The sequence below is a fragment of the Gammaproteobacteria bacterium genome (assembly GCA_013214945.1).
GTDB lineage: Bacteria > Pseudomonadota > Gammaproteobacteria > Enterobacterales > Psychrobiaceae > Psychrobium.
Map to the genome: position 1 here is coordinate 24,503 of JABSRT010000028.1, position 19,976 is coordinate 44,478.

Consider the following 19,976-nt stretch of genomic DNA (forward strand, 5'->3'; position numbering starts at 1 on the left):
AGAAACCTTTAAATTATTAAGTTAAAAGGCAGAGACCGCTAAAAACAGCCCCTGCCCTATCTGCTATGTACTTGGCGTTTAGCCCATGCGGTAGTTTGGTGCTTCTTTAGTAATGGTCACGTCATGAACGTGTGACTCACCCATACCTGCTGAAGTAATCTTAACGAATTCGGCCTTAGTGCCTAGCTCGACAATCGTGGCACAACCGGTTAAACCCATCGCGCTGCGGATACCGCCAAGCTGCTGATGAATAATCGCGGTCATTGGGCCTTTGTAAGCTACTCGGCCTTCAATGCCTTCAGGAACAAGCTTTGATGCTTCGTTACTGGTTTGGAAGTAACGATCAGATGAACCGTCACGTTGATCCATTGCGCCAATAGAACCCATACCACGGTAAGATTTGTAGTAACGACCTTGATACAGTTCAACTTCACCAGGTGCTTCTTCAGTGCCCGCGAACATAGAACCCATCATCACACAACTAGCGCCAGCAACTAACGCTTTAGCGATGTCACCAGAAAAGCGGATACCGCCATCGGCAATAACCGGAATGCCACGACCCACTAGCGCGTCAACCGCGTCTGAGACTGCAGTAATTTGTGGCACACCAACACCAGTAACAATACGCGTGGTACAGATAGAACCCGGGCCGATGCCGACTTTAACCGCATTGGCACCAGCATCAGCAATTGCTAATGCACCAGCGCCAGTAGCAACGTTGCCACCAATAATCTGTAAATCTGGGTATTCACTGCGAGTTTTCTTGATCCGGTCTAACACGCCTTGCGAATGACCATGAGAAGTATCAATCAGTAACACATCAACGCCAGCGGCAACAAGTGCTGCAATCCGTTCATCGGTACCTTCGCCACAACCTACTGCAGCACCAACACGTAAACGACCTTCGTCATCTTTACAAGCGTTTGGTTTGTCTTCAGCTTTTTGGAAATCTTTTACTGTGATCATACCTTGTAACTTAAAAGCATCGTCAACAACCAGAATTTTCTCAATTCGGTGCTCGTGCATTAAGTGCAATACTTGGTCTGATTTTTCACCCGCTTTTACCGTAACAAGCTTGTCTTTTGGCGTCATTAGTACTGACGCTGGCTTATCGAGGTTAGTCGCAAAACGAATATCGCGCGAAGTGATAATACCAACCAATAGGTTATTTTCATCAACGACTGGGAATCCAGAGAAACCTAGTTTTTTACGCATTTCATTGATTTCGCGGATCGTTACGTTAGGGCTAACGGTCACGGGTGAAGTAACAACACCAGATTCAAACTTTTTAACTAACGATACTTGATGCGCTTGCGCTTTGATCGTCATGTTTTTATGAACAAAGCCAATACCACCCTCTTGAGCCAAAGCAATGGCTAACCGAGCTTCAGTAACAGTATCCATTGACGCTGATAGCATCGGGATATTCAAACTGATTGTTTGGGTTAATTTAGTTCGTAAATCTGCGGTGTGGGGAAGGACAGTAGAATGTCCTGGAACGAGTAGAACGTCGTCAAACGTTAGTGCTTCTTGTGCGATTCTTAGCATTGCAACATCTCACCAAAATAAGAGGAAAAAGGTATAAAATATTGCGGACATATTATAGGAGATATGCAGGCGTTCGTAAATCACTATTTGTAATTATTTTAAACTTGGTACTGTTCGTTAACTATTGAAAATGAGCATTTGGTGGAAAAAATCGTGGAAACGGCAATTTATCAATGTAATGATAAAAACAATTCGTTATAATCTCGCCAAATATTTACATAGTCTATAATCATTATTTTCCAGCGGTAGAGTTCACACCATGACAAAAAAATACATTGATGCGCAACAATTACTCGACGATTCTTATAACTTGGGTTTAAAAGTCCTCGACAGCGGTTGTCGCCCAGATTACATCATCGGCGTGTGGCGCGGGGGCACCCCTGTAGGCATTGCAGTGCAAGAGCTGTTGGACTTTTTTGGGATTAAAACCGATCACATTTCAATCCGTACTTCATCGTACACAGGAATTGAACAACGTGTATCTAATGTTCGTGTTCATGGTCTTGATTACATTATTAAAAATGTTAATGCTGAAGACACCTTATTGATCGTTGACGATGTTTATGATTCGGGCTTAAGCGTGGCGCAAATTATTGAAGATTTAACCAAGAAATGTCGCCGTAATACGCCTATTATTAAGATCGCGACTCCGTATTATAAACCTCAAAATAACAAAACTGACCGAGTACCTGATTTTTATCTATATGAAACAGACGAATGGCTAGTTTTTCCGCATGAGTTAACCGGATTAACCAAAGAAGAACTGCTTAATGACAAGCCAGGTCTTGAAGTGTTAAAAGAACGTATTCGCCAAATGGACTAAGTACGAGTTATTTTCAGTCTAAAACTAAAGGCCCTCTGGGGCCTTTTTTATTGTTTCAACTACAGTGACGCTATACACTACTGACCATATATCGCCGACTACTGATGAATCCCTAACGATGCCACTAAGTCCATCACAAAATATCTATAATGTTTCCAAGCTAAACAATGAAATTAAGCGTTTGCTCGAAGGTAATTTTGGCCGGATTTGGTTAAATGCTGAAATTTCGAATTTTGTCGCGGCGTCATCTGGGCATTGGTATTTCACCCTTAAAGATGCGCGTTCGCAAGTTAAGTGTGCAATGTTTAAAAGTCGTAACCGTGCTGTTAAGTTTCGACCTCAAAATGGTCAGCAAATTTTGGTCAAAGCTAACCTCAGTGTTTATGAACCCCGCGGTGATTATCAGTTATTGGTTGATGTAATGGATGTCGCTGGTGATGGTTTATTACAACAGCAGTTTGAACAGCTTAAAGCCCAACTCACTAGCGAAGGTCTGTTTGCCAGTGAGCATAAAAAGCCACTACCGAATGCACCGAAGAAAATAGGGGTTATTACCTCACCGACTGGCGCAGCCATCCAAGATATTTTAACCGTATTAAAGCGTCGAAACCCGACCGTTGATGTCATCATTTATCCCGTTTTAGTGCAGGGTATGCAAGCGGCTAACGACATCATCAACGCGATTAATCTTGCCAACCATCGTAATGAAGTTGAACTGCTGATTGTCGGCCGTGGCGGTGGTTCGCTTGAAGATTTATGGTGTTTTAATGACGAGATTTTAGCGCGGACAATTTTCGATTCTAATTTACCAATTATTAGTGCCGTAGGACATGAAGTTGACGTCACTATCAGTGATTTTGTCGCCGATTACCGCGCGCCAACACCGTCGGCCGCGGCTGAAATAGCGGTCGATACCACCGAAGAACTGCGTCAACGCATCAGCTATTGTCAGCAATCATTAAACGCCGTAATCAATGCCAGCATTGCTGCTCGGCAAATAACATTGCAAGGGCTGACTCAACGTTTAGTGCAGCAAGATCCTAAATATCGGTTGCAACAACAAGCCCAGTATTTAGATGAATTATCAAGTAAGTTAAGTCAAAACATTAGTCGACGACTTAAGCAGGACAACCACAGATTAAACCAGCTTAGTCAGCGCTTGCTCGTCCATACACCTCAGCCAGCGCTGAATCAATTCATAGAGCGCCACCAGCAACTGGTAATTAGGCTTAAACAGGCTGCAACTGGGTTGCTAGCAACCAAACAAGCGGCGCTGCACGCAAAATTGCGAGAGCTCAATAGTGTCAGTCCATTAGCGGTGCTTGAACGTGGCTATAGCATTACTTATGACGAACAAATGAATGTCATTAAAGACAGCAGTCAATTACAGCCTGATCAAATTATTGTTAACCAATTAAGTCAGGGTAAAATAACGTCGGTAATCACCAAGCTTAGTAAATCTTAAATAGCTCAGGTTAATTATTCAAAGGTACTGGTTAAATCTTTAAGATTCTGGGCACTTTCTCTTAACTTATCGCAGTTTATTTGGATTTGTTCAGCTTGCTCGTTATTATCTTGACCAATTTTTTCAACGGTCGATACACTACTGCTAATTTGGCTAGCCACCACACCTTGTTGTTCGGTAATGCTCGAAATTTCAATCGCTGCACCAGTTGCTTGATCCATTAAAGTTGAGATCTGGATCATCGCCTGACGAATGTCTTGACTTTGCTGGCAGCTCTGTTGTGCTTGAACCTTGTTTCCAAGCATCATTTCGCTCCAGGTTGATAAAGTTCTCTGTAAAGTAACCACCGAATTTTGAATTTGCTCCGTCGCATTTTGAGTCCGACTAGCCAATGTTCTGACTTCATCAGCAACGACAGCAAAACCTCGCCCTTGCTCACCTGCTCTGGCCGCCTCGATAGCAGCATTTAACGCTAACAGATTGGTTTGGTCAGCAATCCCCTTTATTTCGCTCATGATATTGGATATTGCATCGGCTTCTGAAATAAGCGATTGAGCAGCCTGCGCTGCTGATGCGACATTTTCAGCCACTTTAGAGATAGTTGATTCAGTTGTATCGATTAATACAATGGCCTCCTGACATTGCTCACCAACGCTAGTCACACGTTGAGTTGAATCATTGGTATTGAGACTTATTTGCTCAATTGATTTACTCATTTCGCTTACTGCTGTTATTAATTGCTCGAGGTGCTTACCCTGTTCAATTAACCCCGCTAATGTGGACTTTGACGACGTATCTAGTGTGTGTGTCACATCCACTATATTCACACTATAGTCGGTACACCGACCCAACACTGTTCTTAATTTAGCTTGCGACAACTGCAATGCATAATCTGCGATTGCCACCAAGCCTTTCCCACTAAAGATAATACTTGAAGGACTGGCTATTTTTTTCTGGAGCCGCATTAAGTATTGCGGTAGCTTGATAAGCTCCTCGCTAAAAATCACCAGCAGCAATACAAAAGACAATAATGACAAGCCGACTACCGACAGATTTTTAGTAATCCAATATTGCCCAATCAGCATACATAGTAATACTAAACTACCTAACATTTGCTTCAGGGGTAGATTAGCGTGAAAATCGGTAATTTTCCTGCCTGCATTCAATTGCGCATAAAGCTTGACTGCAGCACTAATTTGCTCAGCGCTAGGGCAGGCTCTAACCGATTGATAACCAACAGTAACACCATGTTCAGTTAGCGGCGTAACGTATGCATCAACCCAGTAATAGCGACCATCTTTACAGCGGTTTTTCACCATTCCACGCCAAGCCTGGTCATGTTTAAGCTTGCTCCACAAATCAGCAAACGCCGCTTTGGGCATATCAGCATGACGCACAATATTGTGTGGTTTACCGATCAACTCTTCTTGGCTGTAACCTGAAATTAGCGCAAAAGCATCATTAACATAGGTGATAATACCGCGCTTATCTGTTATTGAAACAAGCTGTTGGGACGGAGGGAATTTTACTTCTTGAGAGTTATTTTGAGCCATAACATATCAAACCTTAATAGGGGCTAGATATAAATTATAGCAGTCATTTTATAAATAACAGGGGATGACAAACGTGCGGGTAATAATAAGAAATAACTAGCCGATCAATAAAGAGATATATCTTTTATTGATCGGCTTATGTGCTTATTTATTTAGAAAAAAGCAATTTTAGCGACAAACAATACTGACAGAGCTACAACACTAACCGTTAAGTCAGCGAAACGACCTGAGAATGCTTTAACGCCAACGTAAGCAATAAAACCAAAGATAATGCCATTAGCTATTGAAAATGTTAGTGGCATCATGATTGCTGCTATAACAACAGGAACGGCTTCGGTTAAGTCTTCCCATTCAATATTAATCAGACTCGACATCATCAATACTGCAACATAAAGCAATGCACCAGCGGTTGCATACGCAGGAACCATACCGGCAAGAGGTGCAAAGAACAGCGCTAGCAAGAACAAAATACCAACAACTACTGCGGTTAAACCAGTACGGCCACCAGCAGCAACACCAGCGGTTGACTCAACATAACTAGTTGTAGTTGATGTACCAAGTACAGCGCCAGCCATAGTCGCTGTAGAATCAGCTAATAATGCCTTGCCTAAACGTGGTAATTTCCCTTGCTCATCAAGTAGACCGCCGCGTTGTGCAACTGCAATCAGGGTACCCGAGGTATCAAACAAATCAACAAACAAGAAAGCAAAAATAACACTGATCATGCCAACTTCTAATGCACCAGTCAGATCCATATGCATAAATGTTGGAGCCAACGATGGTGGCATAGAGATAATACCGTTATATGAGATATCTCCAAATGCTACGCCCAGAACGGTAATAAGCAAGATTGAGATCATCACAGCACCGTTAATACCACGGTGAGTAAGACCAACAATGATAAATAAACCCAAGGCAGTCATTATCGCAGGGAATGCTGTAACATCACCTAAAGTCACTAACGTCGCTGGGCTATCAACAACAATACCTGCATTTTTTAGTGCAATAATTGCTAAGAATAAACCAATACCAGCCGCAATGCCGTAGCGTAATGATTGTGGAATGCTATCGACAATCCATTCTCTTACTTTAAATAAGCTCATGATTACAAAAAGCACGCCAGAGATGAAAACACCACCTAGTGCTACTTCCCAGCTATAACCCATTTCCATAACAACGGTATAGGTGAAAAATGCATTTAGACCCATACCAGGTGCTAAAGCAATCGGGTAGTTGGCGACAAAGCCCATAATAAAACAACCAATCGCGGCCGCTAGACAGGTCGCTACAAATACAGCGCCATTATCCATTCCGGCAGCTTCAAGCATTGAGGGGTTAACAAAAATGATATAAGCCATAGTTAAGAACGTGGTGATCCCACCAATAACTTCTCGTTTAACATTGGTGTTGTGTTCATTTAACTGAAACAGTTGCTGCAACATGACGCGCATTACTCCAAATCGTAAAGATAGATTGCAATGTATTCTTGAACTCCAAGATAGACATTGCGGTGTTTTAAAGCGCGCGATTATGCGCTTTAGGTCACACTTTAGCAAGCATATTTGACTATTTAGGTAAGATATCTCGCAAGATCGTACTAAAGCAGTTTGAATTTTATTTGACAATCAACTCGATAGCGTAAAGTTTGACTTACAGTATCTTCAGAGTTTATTTACTATAAATAACGATATTAATCGTGAGGTGTGTATGCTGTTAATATTTTTGTTTTAAGGACTTTCTTGTGACCATTTCAACCCTTGCTCCAAAACCAGTTTGGGACTGGTTCGCCCAACTTTGTAGTATTCCTCATCCATCAAAGCACGAGGAAGCATTAGCACAGCATATTGTGCAATGGGCGCAATCAAAGTCGCTCGATGTTTGCCGTGATAGCGTTGGCAATATCATTATCAAGAAACCAGCAAGTCCGGGCTTTGAAAATCGCAAAGGCGTGATCTTGCAAGCGCACCTAGACATGGTGCCACAAAAAAATAATAACCAAGTACATGACTTCACCAAAGATCCAATTAAGCCTTATATTGATGGCGATTGGGTTACAGCTCAAGGCACCACGCTTGGCGCTGATAATGGCATCGGCTTAAGTGCTATTTTAGCCGTATTAGATGATCCGACTATTGAGCATGGACCACTAGAGGCACTGCTCACCATCGATGAAGAAATGGGGATGACTGGCGCATTCGGTCTTAAGCCCGGTTTATTAGAAGGTGAAATATTACTAAATACCGATTCAGAAGATGAAGGTGAAATCTATATGGGCTGTGCGGGCGGCGTTGACGCCAATATCCGTTTTAACCTAAATTTTGAACCAACACCACAACAACATAGTGGCTTTAGTCTGGTTATCGAAGGACTACGTGGTGGTCACTCTGGGGTCGACATTCACCTCGGTCGTGGTAATGCCAATAAAATACTCGCTCGAGTATTGTTTGAGTTAAGCAAAACCTACCCGATCCGTTTAGTCAGTTTTAACGGCGGTAGCTTACGTAATGCCCTGCCCCGTGAAGCGACAGCTGAACTTGTCATTCCAACAGCGTTAGTAAAAGCATTGCAACAAGATTTACAGCTTATAACCACCACCCTACAAGCTGAGCTTGCTAAAACAGAGCCCGAGTTAGCTGTTTTTCTCGACCCTGACGATTTACCCGAACAAGTATTAGAACAAGGGCTGCAAACGAATATTTTAGCCGCCCTATATGCCTGCCCGCATGGCGTATTGCGAATGAGTGATGATGTTGACGGCGTGGTCGAGACATCAAACAACTTAGGTGTTATTCAAACGCGTCACAACGAAATTTATATTCAATGTTTGATCCGCTCTTTGCTTGACTCACGCCGAGTCGATGTTCAAAACATGCTTGAATCTGTTTTCACTTTAGCGGGTGCAACAATCGATTTTTCTGGTGCCTACCCCGGCTGGCAACCCGTAGCAGACTCAAACATAATGCAAGTGGTACGTAATACTTATGAGGAGTTATTTGGTCAGGTGCCTAAAATCATGGTCATTCATGCCGGCCTTGAGTGTGGCTTATTTAAAGATGCCTACCCGCATTGGGATATGCTGTCTTATGGCCCGACCATTTGTTTTCCACATTCACCGGATGAAAAGGTAGAAATAGCCACCGTTGACCGCTTTTGGCAACTGACGTTAGCTATTTTGAAAAATATTCCAGAGCGTGCATAACTAAACTTACTATATATAGTATGTATTAAAACAAATCGAGCTGGTGAGTCGATGCTGACTCACTGCTTAAACCGACATTGAGCCCGATTAGTCGAATACTGCGACCATTGCGCCGCTTAAGTGCCTGCTCTAGTAATAGTAGATATAAGTCATAATTTGCAGTTGCGCTGATTTTTTCCACCGTGGTCGATTGAAAATCATTAAATTTCAGTTTAATGCCTTGTTTGGCGATCACTAACGTCGAGTCTGACTTTGCTATGCGGCGGGTTAACTCTATATAGAGCTGCTCAATCAATGCAATGCACTGCTGTGGCGTTGAAATATCACTCATTAATGTCGTTTCAACCCCAACCGACTTTCTGGGCCTGCTCGGCTCAACAGGCCGCAAATCAATACCTAAGCAACGTTGCGCAATGGCCAAACCTAATTTACCAAAGTTATCGAGCATAAATTGTTGGTCAACAGCGCGAACGTCACGCCCGGTTAATAGACCGAATCGGCTTAGTTTTTCTTGCGTCACCGTACCGACCCCTGGGATTTTGCTCAGAGGCAGGTTTAACGAAAATTGATCGACCTGATCGGGCGTTATCACATATTGACCATTGGGCTTGTTTAAGTCTGACGCAATTTTTGCCATAAACTTATTGGGCGCAATGCCCGCCGAAGCAGTTAAACCTGTTTGTTCAAATATCTGCTGCCGAATTTGTTCTGCAATTAAGGTTGCACTCCCCTGACATGCTTGACAGTCAGTGACATCAATATAGGCTTCGTCCAGTGATAGAGGTTCGATTAACGCGCTATACTGATGGAAAATAGCCCGAATTTGCTCCGACACTTGTTGATAAACTTCCATCCGCCCTGGCACCAATATTAGTTGAGGGCACAGTTGCTTGGCTTTAGCCGTTGCCATAGCACTGCGCACGCCCCACTCACGAGCCAGATAATTACAGGTCGAAATAACACCACGGCGCTCACTATCACCACCAACGGCAACAGGTTGGCCAGCTAGCAGTGGATTATCGCGTATTTCGACCGCCGCGAAAAAACAATCCATATCAATGTGAATAATCTTAACCATTAGAGAATAACCCGATATACTTATTTATTGCAGCACCAAGCACCACTGTATATTAACACAGTAGCCATTGCTAGTGTTTTAATCTGAGATTCAGCTTCACGCGGTTAACATGCTATTTCCATCATGTAATTTCACTCAAGCTTAAGGATATTTTACGGTTAATGAAGACCATTTCGATACTTGCATTATGCTGGGTGTTATTTTCTATCACCTTTGCTGCACGTGCTGCTCAAACTTCCGCTTCAACCGAGTTTGAGATTAGTGCCCTCAATGATCAACTTAGCAGTGAAGCGCAAGATAATGTTCAACTCTATGTTGAGAATATTTTTGCTAGCTCGCCTAAAAATTTAAGAGCATGGCAGTTAGAACTCAAAAAAAACACGATTAAAGCACTGCAAGCAATTGGGTATTATCAACCGATTATCGCCATTACCACCAGCTACGATGACCAAGAGTATTTAGCCAAAATAATCATCGATCAGGGCCCAGCAACCACAATTTCCAAACTGAACATTTCACTTGTTGGCATGGCCGAAACCGATCCTCAATTTAGCGACTTAATTCACAGCGAAGCGCTCAAACTAGGGGATCGATTTAACCACGGTAATTATCAGAGTTTTAAAAATGCTTTTAGTGATATAGCTGTCACCAAAGGGTATTTTAAAGCGCGTTGGCAAACCAGCACCGTAACTATTAATCCCCAATTGAATCAGGCACAGATTACGCTGATATTTCACAGTGGTGATCGCTTCTCTTTTGGTGAACTGATATTTCAACAACCAAGCCCAGCTCAAGAACTTATTTTATCGATGTTGCCCTTTGCGGTTAACGAACCCTATGACAGTGTGCTGCTCGCGAAATATAATACCGCGCTATCACGCAGTAAATATTTTTCAGCGATTGAGGTTTTCCCTGACTTAAATAAAGCGGTCGACTCAACCGTGCCGATTTATGTCAATTTAGTTGAAAAGCCAGCTAATTCCGTCGAAGTAGGCGCGGGGGCATCTTCTAACTCTGGTCCTCGTGGGCGCATCAAGTGGACTAAACCTTGGCTCAATAAATACGGCCACAGCATTACCAGCGAACTCAAACTTGCCAAGCTGGAGCAGTCTTTTGCAGCCAGCTACAAAGTACCGATTGAAGATCCCAACGACAATTACGCGACGGCGACTTTAGGCTGGCAAAATATTGATCAAAATGACACCAGAAGCACCATCTATTCATTTCAACTGCACCACAATGAACTGCTAAACAGTGGCTGGAAACGTGGCACATTCCTCAAATTCGAGCGCGAAGATGCCATTCAAGGCGAACAACAATTGTTAACCACCAATATTATTCCTGGCATTAGTTACGCTCGCACTCGCTTAAAGGGTGGCTTCACTCCTTATTGGGGGGATAAACAGATCATGAGTCTGGAGCTTGGTCATCAAGGTTGGGGCTCTGATGCTAACTTAGTTAAGTTTAAATTACGTTCCAAATGGCTGCGAAGTTATCAGACTAAACATCAATTTATTGCCGCTGGTGATTTAGCGGCCATTTTGGCCAAATCCATTGAGGATGTTCCTGTCTCTATGCGCTTATTTGGTGGGGGTGATGAGAACTTACGTGCCTATAAATTTGAGAGCATTTCGCCCAGTAAGCAAGATGAATTAACCGGTGGTTTGTATCAAGTTAACCTCTCGTTAGAATATAGTTATTTAATTGCACCAAAATGGCGACTGGCCACTTTTATTGATGCTGGCACCACCACCAATAATTTTTCCGAGGCGCTAAAAACTGATGTCGGCTTTGGGGTGCGCTGGATAACACCAGTAGGTCCAATTAAGGTCGATTTTTCCTTTGGCCTCACCAGTGATGAGAGTAACTCTGATTACGATAAACCTTTTAGACTAAGCTTTTCAATTGGGCCACCGTTATGAGTAATAAACAAACCGCTTATAAAGTCGTCCGTTATTTGGGTTGGTCCCTATTAACCTTACTATTATTAATCTCTGTATTAGTCGGCAGTCACTGGGGCAATCGCCTGCTCATTAAAGCCGTGCAGCAAATTGAACCCGCGATCGACATTAAGCTTAGCCAAGGTTCGTTATTTAATGATCCCGTTTTAAATGACATATCTATTAAGTTAGCAACAATAGAGCTTAAAGCTGCTACGTTGAAGATTAATTGGGATTGGCGATGCCTACGTAATGGCGGCATTTGCATCGACGATATTACCCTCGATAATCTGACGATTGATGTAACCCCAGCCACATCGCAACCTCAACCTAAGCAGCAACAGCCAGTCACTAACATTGATTTACCACTGTGGTTTAAGCTCAATAACCTAGCGATTAATCAACTCAAACTAACCGTTAATAGTCATCAAATTAGTTGGCAACAGTTGCAGCTAGCCTTAGCGTTTAGCGACTCAAGCTTAACCGTGAATGATTTAAATTTAGTCGGCTTAACCGCAAAATTAGCACCGCCGAAAAACGCCGTCAAAGTCAGCACTGCTCAAACATCAAAACAAGCAGCAACCAGTGATAACAACAAAGCAATTGAACTGCCTGAAATAACTCTGCCTTTGGCCATTGTTATTAATCGCTTAGCCATTATCGATACCACGATCATTAACGGTGATAAGATTGAAAAAATTGCCAGACTGACGCTTAATGCCAATGCAAAGCAACAGCAACTTACCATTGAAAAGTTAACGCTTGAGCATGCTTTCGCAAAGATAAATCTTGAAGGCGCTGTCAGCTTAACCAATAATTATCCACTAAAATTCACCTCAATCATTAAAACCGAACCAGCACTTGGTGTTGGTGAAAACACCATTGATATCAATCTATATGGCTCATTAAACAAGCTAAACACTAAGCTTGCCAGTCAGGGCCAGTTCAATACAAACATCAACGCCACCCTCGATCTATTACAGCCACATTTACCCTTTGATCTCGCCGCCAACTGGTTAGCTTTTACTGTACCTAACCAGCCGATTAAAGTAGAGCCCGGTCAACTCAATGCGAGTGGCAGTTTGCAGCAGCTGACTTTCAGTTTGGCGACAGGTGTGGTTGGCGATCAAATTCCGGCGACCACAGTTTCAGCGCAAGGCATTGCCAGCCAAGGTGGCTTAACCCTAAATACGTTAAAAATTAATACCCTCAATGGTCAGATAAATAGTAGCGCAACGCTCAAGTGGCATGACGGTTTAAGCTGGCAAGCCAAACTGAATTTAGCCAACATTGAACCTGATAAAAAATGGCCAGCGATAAAAGCAAAGCTCAATGGCGATTTTCACAGCATTGGTCAATTGAACGGTGAAAAGTGGCAGGTTGCGCTTGATAAGATCAATCTGAATGGCCACTGGCAAAATAACCCGTTGCAGCTTTCAGGTAAAATCAACGGTCGTTCGGTAAATACCGCAACTAACTCAGGTAAAAAATCACCTTACGGCTTGTGGCAAGTGCAGCAGCTACTGCTTAAGAATGGCAGTAATAGCCTGCTAGTTAATGGCACTATTGACCAAACTATCGCACTCAAGGCTAACATTAATGCCAATGATTTAAGTCAATCAGTGCCGCAAATAACCGGCAGTTTATTGGCCGATCTCGAACTGAGTGGCAACACAACGAACCCGACCATAAAAATAGCTTTGCAAGCCAGCAATATTAACGCCAACGCTGAGCAATTAACGCTTAAAAAGCTGTCAGTTAATGGCACGATATCAACCAATGCGCAATCGAAGAATAATCTTGCGATAAAACTCAATCAGCTTGAACTCGCCCAGCAACAAATCTCGCAAGCGTCGGTAAATTTTAACGGTAGCTGGCTTAAACACCAAGCAGAGGTGCAACTAACCAGTAATCAAGGCTCAGTACAATTGGCGCTTAAGGGTGGTTATCGTCAGCAACAGTGGTTAGGTAAATTATCTCAAGCGAGTATCGATGCGATACTCGGTCGGTGGGCAATAACCGCACCATTAGCGATTGGGGTTAATACAAAAACTCAACAGCTAAAAATAGCTAAACATTGCTGGCTGCAGTTAACTAGCCCCACGACAGAGCAAGTCGGTATTGCTCCTAGCCTGTGTTTAACCCAGCCCAGCACTATAGGCACAGCAGGTCGGCTAAATCTTGCGTTAAATAATTTTAACATTAGTCAGTTAGCTCCTTTGTTAGAGCAAACAAACCTGCAGGGTTTAGTCGAACTTAGTGCCACAGCGAGCTGGCAACCTAATGCAGCGCCAAAACTAGACGCTACCTTGTCAAGCCCACAAGGCCAAATTAAAGTTGAAACGCAACAAGGTGACTTTATAAGTCATTATCAACAATTACTGGTCAAGCTAACCGTAAATTCGCAGCACAATAAGTTACATGTTGCCGTTCACTCGCCAGAGATTGGTTCTCTTTTATTAAATGCCAGTGCTGCGCGGTTAAAACCTAATGCGCCATTGCAAGGTAAGCTTGAGTTATCGCAGATTAATCTTGCGCCGTTTAAAGCATTCTTACCTGATGTTGAGATCTTAACCGGTATTATCAATAGCCAAACAACCCTTGGTGGCACGCTCGAAGCACCGCTGTTATTTGGTGACATTACGCTTAAGCAAGGTCATATCACGGGTCAATCACTGCCAACAAATATAGATAAACTAACCGCAAACATTACTCTTGCTGGCAACAAGGCCGACATTGTCAGTAACTTCATACTAGGTCAAGGCACAGGTAAAGTGACTGGCCAGCTGCAGTGGCAGCCCGAGATAAGCGGCGATTTGACCATTTCAGGTTCGAATATGACCGTTGCACCGACCAGCGATTTGTCGGTTACCTTTAGTCCAAATATCAATATTAATTACACCAAAGCATTATTGGCGATTGGTGGCGATGTCAGCATTGATAAAGGCAAGGTCAAAATAAACAAACTACCACAATCGGCGGTCAGCCTATCCGATGATGTCATTATTATCAGTGACGCTCCACCCGTTGAACCACCCGCTAATAAACTGGCGTTAGCGCTTGATGTTGATGTACTGATTAAAGAAAATTTCAACATTGATGCCTTTGGTCTAACGTCATCGTTAACTGGTCAACTAAAATTAGCGCAATCGGTCAAGAGCCCCTTAACCGGTCATGGCGAGCTCAATTTAATTGATGCAAAGTATAAAGCAATGGGACAAAACCTTGATATTCGCCAAGGAAAAATGCTGTTTACTGGAGCGTTGAGTCAACCCTATCTAGATATTGAAGCCATTCGAGAACCAGATTTAACTCAAGATAATGTTATCGCAGGCATTAATATTACCGGGCCAGCCAAACGACCCACCCTAACGATATTTTCTGAGCCAGCGATGTCACAACAAGAAGCTATTTCGTATTTACTGCGGGGGCGCCAGATCAACAGTGAAGACTCAACCACGGGTGAAAGTATGTTAATTGGCATGTTACTTAGCAGTGGTATTGAAGGTTCTGGTGATTTAGTTAACGATATTGGTAATAGTGTCGGTATTTCAGATATGAGCTTTAATACCAAAGGCAGTGGTGATGATACCGCCGTGGAAGTCAGTGGTTATATTGCGCCCAACGTTGAACTGCGTTACGCGATCGGCGTGTTTGACTCGCAACCGGAGTTAACTATTCGCTATCAACTCATGCCAAAATTATTTGTAGATATCATCAAAGGTACCGACGAAGCACTTGATTTACTGTATCTGTTCGATTTCGACTGATAACAAGTATGCCAACTTATCCATTTATCATAAAAAAGGGCAAACTGTAAAAACAGTTAGCCCTTTTAGTAAGCTAAGTAACTAAGAGAAAATACGCTACAACAGGTACTGAATTCTTAAAGATACTGCTCTACCCGACTGTGATATCGGCGCTAGCATTGTAGAATAAGTAAAGCCTGACATTATTTTTAAATCCTTAGCAAAATAATAATTTAAGCCCAAAGACCAATTTTGAACCTTAGTGCCATTCGTACTTTCTAACGTATCGAGCTGACTGTAGCGACTGACCAATTCCCAATAATTGTGTTTGTTCGATAAACGAGCTCGCGCCAGTTTACCTCGGCGTACTTGATATTGGCCGTCATTTAATAAATATGACGTTTGAACATACCAACCGGTATGAGTAATATCATTGAAGCTGTCGGTTAATGATAACTGCTGCCAAAACCATTCTCCTGCGATTTTGACCTTGCCATTAGACCATTGAGCTTCACTGCCAAATAGCGAGATATCATCCACGGATTGCTTTTTAGTATCAACAACATCAAGTGCACTATGGATCTCAAGCGCCGATTTAATATCCAACTCAGTGCCATCAAGCCTGCGACGAGAAAAGGAAGCACCTAGCTGCAAGTTATTGTCTTGCAGCTGCAGCACCTGATAATTCACGCGTCCGGTTATTGCAACATGGTCACTCTCGTAACTGTCATTATTAAACATACCGAGCCACCATTTAAGCTGGTCCGTTTCGCTATTTATACTAATGCCGTCGTTACGTCCAGGCGCAAAGGCCCCAGTAGACATCGCGCGCTCAATCGTCGCCAGTTGGCTAGCGCTCGTTGAGTTTTCAAGACCAAAAACTTCCTTTTGTTTACCTATTTTCACTTGGCCCCAGTCCCAGCCGCGGTATTGATAATATAGATCATCGACGGCTACCGCTTTGTTATCGGTGTCAAAATCAATCTTTGCTTTAACTGACCAGTTTTGCTGCTTTAAGCTTAAGCTGGTTTTTAAGCGCCGTGTATCACCACTAAAGCCGTCTGGTTGATCGAACCACCCGGTTAAGTAATCGCCATCGAGCATCAATTGATGCCCGATGGTGAATGTTAACGGGTCGTCTTTTTGTTGCGCCACAGCTTGACTACTAAGCAGCGTGACGGCAATAAACATAATTGGTTTATTCATCACGATTAACTTATGACCGATGAACTGTTCACCAAGGTTAAGTCAGCGCTTTCGGTTGGTTGTTCAATCGCCAGTTCATTGTGGTAAAACACGGTTAATTTCGCCGCATCTTTAAGAAAATCAATCTCACCAATTTCAACACGAATAATATCTAACCCCGTACGCTCAGCTAAATCAGCAAGCAAGTGTTGATGATTTTCTGGCTTAATATTGTTGATGTTTTCATAATAAATTGCTTTTTCGCAAACCCGTGCTGCTAACCATTTGGTTTCACCGAGTGCTGCAAGACCACAAATAATCAGATCAAGCCCAATCAGGTCAAGTGGTGGCAGTTTACTGACTGCGGTCATCAATGACATTACAATAACCAAGAACAGATAGGTCATATCTCTCAAGTTCAGTGCCTCGGTGCGATAGCGCAACATTGAAAACACGGCAAATAAGCCAAATGCAAAACCCATCGACATATCAATGTTGTGTAAAAAGAAGGTGACTAAAAAGACCCCCATCGCAAACATCATTAAGCCAAATAACGTCTCTCGGTTACTGGAATGACGGTAATAGATCCCCCGTAATAAGAGCAAAGTGAAACATAGGTTAATTAAAAATAATTGGATAAAAGATAGATTGATAATTGTGCTCATAAAGATACTCGCTGTTGTTCTATTTTATTAAGATTAAGAAGGTTTTTCTTGAAACGGTTAACGCGAAGACTCGGGTCACGAGTCAATGCCATACCGATACAATATTTGCTAAAAGACTGCGGCCGCACCGCCATGGTCCGCATCAGTTGGTATAAGGGTGAACGGCGATTATGCCGGTGCTGTTTTAACTCTAAAATCACCACATTGCTCAGCGTCTTAGACTGCCAATTGGTCAAATTAAAAAAACTTAAATCGCTATCAATGGTCAGCCGTTCACCAAGGGTTTCATTGGCTAAGCTGATCCGACTATATTGGCCGGTTTGCACCGCTTTTAAGTCGTCGAGGTTACTCACCCCTTGGTCAATAAGGAAAGGCTGTGCTCGCTCCAGTGCTACTATTGGATTGTCACCAGCTGCGACTCTCGTTTTGATTGTACGACCTTTATTATTTTTAAATTTGAGCTCGACAAAAGAAGTGCCGGTATCAACATAGCTGCGATGGCGCAGCTTAATTCGATTAAGCTTGCCTTGATGATGTTGGTAAAAAAAGGTCAAATCACCGGTATCGTAATAACAACTTTGATATTTAAATCGCTGGCGTTGCTCGATCTCTAAGACCGAATATTGATCACGACAATGTTGTAATATCAGCGGTAATTGGTCACGATTAACCAAGAATTTACTATCAACACGATTCATCAATGAAGCGTTATTTAAATCACTAAGACCGTGGCTGGAAAATGTCGATAGCACGCTATCGACATCATCGGCTAACGGTAAGTCAATTAAAGACTGCATCCGCCGACCACCTCACTGTTAGTGCTGGGTTGTTCGCCGCTCAATTGCTTGCCTACATTTTCAATTCGACCGATTAAAAATTCTCTCAGCCCAATGATAGTGGTTTCTTGATTGGCAGGCATTTCGCCAATCGGCGGTAGTTCACCACCTGTTGGTGGTAAAAACCCGTCCATCGGGGGCAGTTCACTGTCAACTGGCCCAGCTTCGCCATCTATTGGCTGAATTTCACTATTAACGGGTTCTGTTTCACCAGCGATTGGCAGTGCCTCACCATCTGCTGGCGGGCCACCACCCTCATTAGGTGCACCACCCATCGACTGACCTTCAACCGTGTCAGTTAGTGATGTTTGCCACGTTTCATAATCAAAAAACTTGGTTGGATCTGCGGCAACATATGGATCAATAAGAGCGGCAACCACGTCAATTTTATCCGACATTTTCTCATATTCGCCAGCCTCGTTAATCACTTGGGTTAAATACTGGTGGTAGGTCGCTTTGTACGCCTCAACTTCAAGAATTTTCGCCACTAAAGGTCGATCAGCTAACGCAACGGTGGTTGGTTGATCAATCAAAAAATTGGTCGCAATTTCGACGCTACAACCGGCAGGAAAGCCATTGATCGACATATTGTAATCCCAAGGTAACATGGTGATTTGATCACCTTGTTCATTACTATCTTGATAAAGATAAAAATTATGAGCAAAGGGCCCCTGATAGCTGTCTAAATTAACCAAGAAAGTATTTACCGCTAAATATCTCAAGAATAAATCAAGGTTAAGCAAGCTGGCGGGTTCACTGCTTTGCAACGCTGCAATAAACTCGACCAATATTTGTTTTTGACTGGTGTCTTCGTTGGTTTTTAACTCAAGCCCGCTGTAACTCTCACTGGCGTAATCAACAAAGGCTAACGTTGATGTGCCTGCCGCTTTATATAAATCGCCCTCTTCATAATCAAAATGGCGCTCGATAAATTCAGAGTCAATCGCTTCCACAACATTATAAAGCCCCATGTGTTGGCCTTTAATGTAAAGGTCGACATAAGCGATTCTGGGCGCAGGAACGCCCATATCATCCATCATTTGATAAGATAAATACTCTCGCATCATGCTTGGATCCGCATAAATATTATTGAAATTTAGTTTCTTTAGACCTAGCAGTTTTTGGTCTTGCTGGTAGTAGTTAAAGTCGGCTTTAAAGCTGTAGCGAATACTGTCTGGGTCATTGGCCACCCCACTTAATGATGAGTTACCCTTGGTTCTAAACGCGATATCGGCAATCTCAATGCCGTTATAGGTCATGACGGCAGTTTTGTATTCTTCGGCTGTTGGATCGGCCAAAATCGCCTGCCAGTCTTCATCGCTTAACTCAAGTTCGACTTTAACGACCTCGTCGGTCAAAAAGGCATTAAAAGGGATATTGGCTTCACCTGGCGTTGGGTAAAGTCGTTGTACTAACCCGTTGTATTCGCCATAAGTTCGCCCCGTTTTAACATCGCTATCTTGCCATGCCAAGCTGTCGATCACGGTGCCTTCATAGGTAAGAGCAACTGAGTCATCACTGCTTAATTTAAAGGGCACATAGTAACTGCCGTCGGTCGGTACATCGTCGGTCGCTTGAATCACTAAATATTGACCCGCTTGCAAGGTGATTTCAGGTAGCGAGGCAGGATCATTGGTGCTGTCGCTCAGCGAATAACCCGCTAAATTGACACTTTGATCGCCAACAACCTCAATCTCAATCCAATCTGGCCCCCCCTCTTGGTCTTTAGTCAGTACTTCCGATATCCTTAAAACTTGGCTTGCGCCATCAGTCTCTGTCGCTGTCGCATCTTCGGCACTGTCATCACTGCCACAGCCCCCTAAAATCAATGCGCTAAGTATTACTGGATATATTTTATTAGATAACTTTATTGTCATTATGGTAGTCACTCTAGTTATTACAGTTGTGGAGGTAACACCGAGTACGTTAACAATA

The 19,976-nt window shown here is 43.0% G+C and carries 13 protein-coding genes; 5 read left to right on the plus strand and 8 right to left on the minus strand.

What is annotated here, in order from left to right; genetic code table 11:
• Positions 1 to 78: 78 nt before the first annotated feature.
• Positions 79 to 1,548 carry an IMP dehydrogenase gene (gene guaB / locus HRU23_17710; protein ID NRA55978.1) on the minus strand — a complete coding sequence of 490 codons (1,470 nt, stop codon included), beginning with the start codon at positions 1,546 to 1,548 and terminating at the stop codon, positions 79 to 81.
• Positions 1,549 to 1,807: 259 nt separating this feature from the next.
• Between guaB and HRU23_17715 the strand changes: the two genes are divergently transcribed.
• Positions 1,808 to 2,371, plus strand: a complete 564-nt coding sequence (locus tag HRU23_17715) for a hypoxanthine phosphoribosyltransferase (protein NRA55979.1) — start codon at positions 1,808 to 1,810, stop codon at positions 2,369 to 2,371.
• A 118-nt stretch (positions 2,372 to 2,489) separates the two neighbouring features.
• A complete protein-coding gene (gene xseA / locus HRU23_17720; GenBank protein ID NRA55980.1) occupies positions 2,490 to 3,836 on the plus strand; it encodes an exodeoxyribonuclease VII large subunit in 1,347 nt (448 codons plus the stop codon).
• A 14-nt stretch (positions 3,837 to 3,850) separates the two neighbouring features.
• Here the strand turns inward: xseA and HRU23_17725 are convergent, their stop codons facing one another.
• Both HRU23_17725 and HRU23_17730 read right to left on the minus strand, forming a co-directional pair.
• On the minus strand, positions 3,851 to 5,389 hold the full coding sequence (locus tag HRU23_17725) for a methyl-accepting chemotaxis protein (protein ID NRA55981.1): 1,539 nt from the start codon (positions 5,387 to 5,389) through the stop codon (positions 3,851 to 3,853).
• A gap of 152 nt (positions 5,390 to 5,541) precedes the next feature.
• Entirely contained in the window at positions 5,542 to 6,831 is a 1,290-nt protein-coding gene (locus tag HRU23_17730; protein ID NRA55982.1) for an NCS2 family permease, read from the minus strand.
• Positions 6,832 to 7,130: 299 nt separating this feature from the next.
• On the opposite strand from HRU23_17730, the gene HRU23_17735 reads away from it, so the two are divergent.
• A complete protein-coding gene (locus HRU23_17735) occupies positions 7,131 to 8,588 on the plus strand; it encodes an aminoacyl-histidine dipeptidase (GenBank protein ID NRA55983.1) in 1,458 nt (485 codons plus the stop codon).
• A 25-nt stretch (positions 8,589 to 8,613) separates the two neighbouring features.
• On the opposite strand, the gene dinB is transcribed toward HRU23_17735, so the two are convergent.
• Positions 8,614 to 9,666 carry a DNA polymerase IV gene (gene dinB / locus HRU23_17740; GenBank protein ID NRA55984.1) on the minus strand — a complete coding sequence of 351 codons (1,053 nt, stop codon included), beginning with the start codon at positions 9,664 to 9,666 and terminating at the stop codon, positions 8,614 to 8,616.
• Positions 9,667 to 9,827: 161 nt separating this feature from the next.
• Here dinB and HRU23_17745 point away from each other — a divergent pair, with 161 nt between their 5' ends.
• Positions 9,828 to 11,588 (plus strand): outer membrane protein assembly factor, encoded by a 1,761-nt coding sequence (locus tag HRU23_17745; protein NRA55985.1) that lies wholly within the window; start codon positions 9,828 to 9,830, stop codon positions 11,586 to 11,588.
• Positions 11,585 to 15,376: a translocation/assembly module TamB gene (locus tag HRU23_17750; GenBank protein ID NRA55986.1), complete on the plus strand. Its 3,792-nt coding sequence runs from the start codon at positions 11,585 to 11,587 to the stop codon at positions 15,374 to 15,376. Before HRU23_17745 ends, HRU23_17750 begins: the two co-directional genes overlap by 4 nt.
• 96 nt (positions 15,377 to 15,472) lie before the next feature.
• Here the strand turns inward: HRU23_17750 and HRU23_17755 are convergent, their stop codons facing one another.
• From HRU23_17755 to HRU23_17770, 4 genes are read right to left on the minus strand one after another with little or no spacing between them, the layout of a single operon-like run.
• A complete protein-coding gene (locus tag HRU23_17755; protein NRA55987.1) occupies positions 15,473 to 16,561 on the minus strand; it encodes a hypothetical protein in 1,089 nt (362 codons plus the stop codon).
• 5 nt (positions 16,562 to 16,566) lie between these two features.
• Positions 16,567 to 17,205: a DUF4956 domain-containing protein gene (locus HRU23_17760; protein ID NRA55988.1), complete on the minus strand. Its 639-nt coding sequence runs from the start codon at positions 17,203 to 17,205 to the stop codon at positions 16,567 to 16,569.
• Entirely contained in the window at positions 17,202 to 18,002 is an 801-nt protein-coding gene (locus HRU23_17765; GenBank protein ID NRA55989.1) for a polyphosphate polymerase domain-containing protein, read from the minus strand. Before HRU23_17765 ends, HRU23_17760 begins: the two co-directional genes overlap by 4 nt.
• Positions 17,990 to 19,918, minus strand: a complete 1,929-nt coding sequence (locus HRU23_17770) for a CotH kinase family protein (protein NRA55990.1) — start codon at positions 19,916 to 19,918, stop codon at positions 17,990 to 17,992. The genes HRU23_17765 and HRU23_17770 overlap by 13 nt, the downstream gene beginning before the upstream one ends.
• Positions 19,919 to 19,976: the final 58 nt, after the last annotated feature.